This window comes from Longimicrobiaceae bacterium, assembly GCA_035936415.1.
Lineage (GTDB): Bacteria > Gemmatimonadota > Gemmatimonadetes > Longimicrobiales > Longimicrobiaceae > JAFAYN01.
Genome location: DASYWD010000490.1, coordinates 1 through 5,662 on the forward strand (window position 1 = coordinate 1; position 5,662 = coordinate 5,662).

Consider the following 5,662-nt stretch of genomic DNA (forward strand, 5'->3'; position numbering starts at 1 on the left):
CTGCAACAGCTTCGGGCCGGGTCTGGCGAAAGGGCCGTGGCTCCCGGGCTATCGCGCGGTGTCCGCACCCCGTGCGGTGTCTGCCCGCTGTCCCGAGCGCTGCTGGTCTTTGGGGATCCACCACTCCCAGGTGTTCTGGTACGCGCCGTAGGTATCCACCTCGATCCCGCGGAGCCGGTTGTTGACCCCGTCGAGCTGGTCGAAGTAGAACAGGAAGGTATAGGGCTGGTCGTTCGAGATCTGCTCCGCGGCCGCCTTCCAGTAGGGAACCGCCGCCGCTTCTGTGGGCTGCTCCAGCGCCTGCTGGAAGAGTTGCGTGACCCGCGGATTCTCGTACGACACGAAGTTGAACTTCGCGTCCCTCCCCCAGAGCTCTGTGAGGTCCGGGCTCAGGGCGACGCCCCAGTTGCCCACCGCCGCCTCGAACTTCTTGTTGGTGAGCCGGTCCATGAACGTGTTGAACTCCATCTGCTGGAGCCGGGCGTCCACGCCGATCTGCTTCCACTGCTGCTGCACGACCTGCTGGATGTCCGACCTGCGCTGGTTGCCGGAGTTGGTCAGCAGCGTGAAGCGGAACGGCTTCCCGTCCTTCTCCCGGATCCCGTCCCCGTTCGTGTCGCGCCACCCCTTCGCCTCCAGAATCCGCCTGGCCTGCTCCGGGTCGTACGGGAGCGGCGGATTGCGCTGCGGATCGTACAGCTGCGAGAAGATCGGAGAGTAGGGCCCCGCCGCGGGGACGGCGATCTCCTCCATCTGCAGCGCCCGGATCAGCCCGGGAACGTCGATGGCAAGCCCCAGCGCCCGCCGGATCTCCGGGTCAGCGAAGGCGTCGAACGCCCGCGGGTTGTACGCGATGTAGTCGTAGTACCGCTTCTCCTCCTGCTCGAAACGCACGTTCGGTGTCTGCGCCCGGATCTGCGGCACCTGGTCCGCCGGGATCGGTCGCGCGAAGTCCACCTTCCCGGTCTGCAGCTCCACCACGCGGGTCGTCGTCTCCGGGACCACGCGACGGACGATCCGGTCCAGGTGCGGGCGGACGGGAAAGTGCGGGTTCGGGACGAGTGTCAGCTCCTGGCCCCTCCGCCAGCTCCCCACCATGAAGGGGCCGCTCACGACCATGTTGCCGTTCTCGGGGCTGAGCAGCCGTCGGTGCGTGCGGAGCTGCGAGGGGTCCGAGCCTTCGTACGCGTGACGGGGAGCGATCGGGATGCCGGAGTGGTGGAGCATCTCCGGGTAGCGCCGCTTGAAGTGGAAGGTGACCGTCGAGTCGTTCTCCGCCACCACCGAGTCGAGCTGGCTGACGTAGTCCTGGCGCGGAGACGCCACGCGCGGATCGCGGATCATGTCATAAGTCCAGACCACGTCCCGGGCGGTGATCGGCTCCCCGTCCGACCACTTCAGCCCCGATCGCATCCGGTAGCGGATCGCGGAGGAATCCGGTCCCGCGTACTCCCAGTGCCAGGCGAGCGCCATGGGACTGTCGTGCGAAGTGAGATAGGCCGGCCGCCCGTCCCTCCACGCGCCGCGGAGGAGGGGCATGTACATGACGTCCACCATGTCGCCATCCTGCACCGATTCGGCCACGATCGGGTGGGGCTTGTCGACGTCCGCCAGCTCCGCGACGATCGCCGTCCCGCCTCGCTCCGCCTGCTCGGAGCCCTTGCCGGCCGCGCCCTTTACGGCGGAGCCCTCCTCCGCGCCGCGGTCGCCGCAGGCGGCGCCCACCCCAAGGGCGCCCAGGACCAGCGCCGACCGGAACCAGCTCCGTGCGATTCGGATCATCTGACGTGACTTTCTCGGGTTAGCTGCCGCGCCGTGCGCCCGGCAGGATCCACCACCTGCTCACCCCCACGAAGTCTCCCCGCGCGTCCGGGTCCACGTTCCGGAGCCGCTCGGAGACCCCCACCAGCCGTTCCTGGAAGTACAGGAAGGTGTACGGCTGGTCCCGCGCGATCGCCTGCTGGTACCGGCTCCACACCGGCTTCGCCTCCGCCCGGTCCACGATCCGGGGGATCGTGTCCAGCAGCCGGTCCGTCGCCCGGTTGCAGTGCCCCACCCACTGGTACGGCCGGTCGCGCCGGTCGCAGTGGAACAGGTCGGCGTCGTCCGGGCGGAACTCCGTGACCCAGGCCAGCACCACCGCGTCGAAGTCGCGCGTGGTGTTCAGCTGCTCGATCAGGGTGCCGAACTCCATCAGCTGCGGCTGCGCGTCCACGCCCACCTTGCGCAGGTCCGACTGCACGACCTCCGTCAGGTCCTTCCGCTCCTGGTTCCCCTGGTTGGTCTTCAGGGTGAAGCGGAAGGGCTCGCCCCGCTCGTTCTCCACGATGCCATCCCCGTTCCGGTCGCGCCACCCCGCCTCGGCGAGGAGCCGCTTCGCCGCCTCCGGATCGTACTGCAGCCCCGCCCCGGCGGTGGGGTCGTGCTGCCAGAATATGGAGGGGACCGAGGAGTGCGCCACCTCCCCGTGCCCGTACAGGACCCCGTCGATCATCCCCTTCTTGTTGATCGCCATGGTCAGCGCGCGGCGCACCCGCGCGTCCTGGAACATCGGCCGCTTCTGGTTCCAGCCGATGAACACGTAGGAGCGGTGCGGGAAGGTGACCAGCCGCGCCCGGTCCGACGCCTCGATGCGCGGCGTCTGCTCCGGGGTGACCTGGACGTAGTAGTCCAGCCGCCCCGTCAGCAGCTCCGTGAGGCGCGCGGTCGCGTCCGGGATCACCCGGACCACCAGCCGGTCCAGGTACGGGCGGCCTCCCAGCTCGCGCGGGTAGTCCGGGTTCGCCTCGAAGGTCCAGCTCTGGCCGGCCTGGCGCGAGACGAACCTGAACGGCCCGTTCCCCAGCGGCTGGCGGGTGCTGAACGGGTGGTTCTTCAGCTCCGAGGGCGCCACCCCCTCCAGCACGTGCCGGGGCATCGCGAAGAAGGTGCGCCACGGGTCCAGGTACTCCGCGTGCGGCTCCAGCTTCACCCGGAAGGTGAAGGAGTCCGGGACGGACGCGTCGCCGTAGTGCGTCCAGAAGGACGCGTTCGGGTACGCGGTCTCGGGGTTGCGGGCCAGGTCGTACGCGAACTTCAGGTCGTGCGCAGTGGTCCGGACCCCGTCGTGCCAGAAGACGTCGTCGCGGAGCCGGAAGGTGAGCTCCGTCGAATCGGGGCTCAGCTCCCACGACTTCGCGAGCCGGGGCTGCGGCTCGAAGCTCTCGTCGTAGCGGATGACCGGCGTGTACAACACGAACATGGACAGCTGGTTCGAGTTGTAGTCCGACGAGGTGAGCGGGTTGATGTCCGCGACGTCCTGCCCGAGCGCGGCCACCGCGGTCCCGCCGTACCGCTCCGCCTCGGGCACCTGCGGATCGTCCCCGTCGCCGCCCTCGCGGCCGCCGTCCCCTCCACAGGCGGAGACGGCCAGCGCCAAGGCGAGGACCGGGAGCGCGAAGAGCTCTCTCATGGCAGTCACGTCAGGGTGCCCACACCGGCGCCGCCGGGCGCCGGGGCGCCCACGGAGCGTGGGGCCCCTGACGTGTACTGGATCCGCCTACACAGAGTTCCGGGCTACCTGCCGCCGCCGCGGAGCCACCACTCCGGCGCGTTCACGAGCTCGCCGCGCGCGTCGGTCTCCACCCCCTGCAGGCGGGGGCCCACCCCCATGAGCTCCTCCGTCCAGTACAGCGGGGTGAGCGGCTGGTCCTGCTGCACGATCTGCGAGAACTGCGTCCAGATCTGCTTGGCGCGCCCCGCGTCGGACGCGCGCAGGCCGGTCTCCACCAGCTGGTCCGCCTGCGGGTTGCAGTAGCCGGTCCGGTTCGGCGACTGGGGCTTGCGGGCCTCCGCGCAGGAGAAGAGCGGCGTCGGGTCGGGGCGGAAGTAGTCCCAGCTCCAGTTGCTCAGGATGGCGTCGTACTCGCGCGCCTTGTGCTGCTGGAGCATGGTCTGGAACTCCAGGGTGCGGATCTCCACCTGGGCTCCCACCTGGCGGAGCTGCCGCTGGATCACGGTGGCGATGTCCTGGTAGAGCTGGTTCGCCGCGTTGGTGATCAGGGTGAAGCGGAGCGGCTGTCCGCCCTTCTCCAGGATCCCGTCGCCGTTGGTGTCCTGCCACCCTGCCTCCTGCAGGAGGCGCTTCGCCGCCGCCGGGTCGAAGGGGAGCGGCTCCAGGCCGGGGTTCAGCGGGCTGAAGGGGGGAATCACGCTGCCGGCCGGCTGGGCGAACCCGAACATCAGCGCCTGGATGATCTCCTCGCGGTTGATCGACATGGCGAGCGCCCGGCGCACGCGGGCGTCCCGGAACGGCTCCCGCGCGTTGTTCCATCCCACGTACGTGAACTCGCGGGAGGGGAACTGCTCGATCTCCGCCCCGCCTCCCCGCTCCTTCACCTGCTGTCCCTCGGCGGGGAGGATGGAGAGGTCCGCGTCCATGGCCCCGTTGGTCAGCTCCGTCATCCGGGTGGTGGCCTCCGGGACGATCCGGAAGACCACGCGGTCCACCTTGGGCCGGCCGCCCAGCGTCTCGGGGAACTGCGGGTTGGCCTCCAGGGTGAGCTGCTGCCCCTGCTGCCACGAGGCGAACTTGAAGGGTCCGCTCCCTACCGGGTTCAGGTTGTAGGGCGCGCGGGACAGCTCGCTCGGGGCGACCCCCTCCAGGAGGTGCTTGGGGACCGGCGCCCACCAGAAGCCCTCCAGCGGCGACGCGTGCGGCGCGACGAAGCCGAAGCGGATGGTCCGCGGGTCGACCACCGTCGCCGACTTCACCATGGGGAGGTACGCGCCCACGATGCCGGCCGCGCTCTCCGGGTTCTTGGCGAGGTCGAAGGTGAACTTCACGTCCTCCGCCGTGACCGGGCGCCCGTCGTGCCAGGTCACGTCGTCGCGGAGCCGGAACGTGACGGCCGTGTCGGTGAGCTCCCACGACTCGGCCAGGTAGGGCTGGACGTTCAGCTTCTCGTCGTACTGGACGAGAGGGGTGAACAGCATGTGCTTGATGATGTCGTCGGTGACCGCGGCGCTGTTGGTCACCGGGTTGAAGCCGCCGAAGTCCGAGCGGACGCCGACCACGGCGGTCCCCCCCTGCTGCGGCGACCCGGCGTCCCCTCCCGCGCCGCCGCCGCCCGTGTCACCCCCTCCGCACGCGGCGAGCAGGAGCGCCGCCGCCACCCATCCCAGCCTGGATGCTCTTCCCATGTGACCACTTCTCCCGGACGGACGTTCGCGTAAGCGCAGGGCGGTATCTTACGACCGGCCCCGGACGAGGAGCAAGGCGGCTACTTATGCCAGGTCCATGCCGCACCGGCGAACCGGGCCCGGAGCCGCTCCGCCCGCTCGCCCTCCTCCGGGGTGAGCCCGCCGGGGAGGAGCGTCGTCCCGGTGGCCTCCTCCCATCCGGCCGCCAGCGCCGCGGTGAGCCGCTCCCAGCAGGGGACGGAGCCGCACAGCTCCGCCAGCGTGGCCGGGGGCGCCTCGCCCCCGACCGGTGCCTCGCCGCGCGCCCACTCCCGCACCTCGCGCTGGTCGCCCTCCAGGAGGAGCGACCCGTGCTGGAGGAGGACGCCCGCCTCGCGCACCTGCGCGCTCCCCACCAGCTTGCGCCCGCCCGCGACCACCTCCCCCTCGGCGGGGTCCTTGAAGCAGGGCGCCAGCGAGGGGACCGGGGCGCGCGCGGCGG

General features: G+C 70.5%; 4 protein-coding genes. All 4 read right to left on the reverse strand.

The annotated features are described in order from the left end of the window. Positions 1-48: 48 nt before the first annotated feature. Positions 49-1,782, reverse strand: a complete 1,734-nt coding sequence (locus VGR37_19855) for an ABC transporter substrate-binding protein (protein ID HEV2149665.1) — start codon at positions 1,780-1,782, stop codon at positions 49-51. 19 nt (positions 1,783-1,801) lie between these two features. Continuing rightward, the gene (locus VGR37_19860; GenBank protein ID HEV2149666.1) at positions 1,802-3,451 is read right to left on the reverse strand and encodes an ABC transporter substrate-binding protein; all 1,650 of its coding nucleotides are present in this window, start codon (positions 3,449-3,451) and stop codon (positions 1,802-1,804) included. Between the two features lie 104 nt (positions 3,452-3,555). Then, positions 3,556-5,181, reverse strand: a complete 1,626-nt coding sequence (locus VGR37_19865) for a peptide-binding protein (GenBank protein HEV2149667.1) — start codon at positions 5,179-5,181, stop codon at positions 3,556-3,558. An 80-nt stretch (positions 5,182-5,261) separates the two neighbouring features. Then, a partial coding sequence (locus tag VGR37_19870) for a hypothetical protein (GenBank protein ID HEV2149668.1) occupies positions 5,262-5,662 on the reverse strand: 401 nt, incomplete at its 5' end.

Excerpts from the sequence above, each read along its gene's own strand:
- VGR37_19860 (HEV2149666.1), bottom strand. The coding sequence starts at position 3,451 with ATGAGAGAGCTCTTCGCGCTCCCGGTCCTCGCCTTGGCGCTGGCCGTC.
- VGR37_19865 (HEV2149667.1), bottom strand. The coding sequence starts at position 5,181 with ATGGGAAGAGCATCCAGGCTGGGATGGGTGGCGGCGGCGCTCCTGCTC.
- VGR37_19855 (HEV2149665.1), bottom strand. The coding sequence starts at position 1,782 with ATGATCCGAATCGCACGGAGCTGGTTCCGGTCGGCGCTGGTCCTGGGC.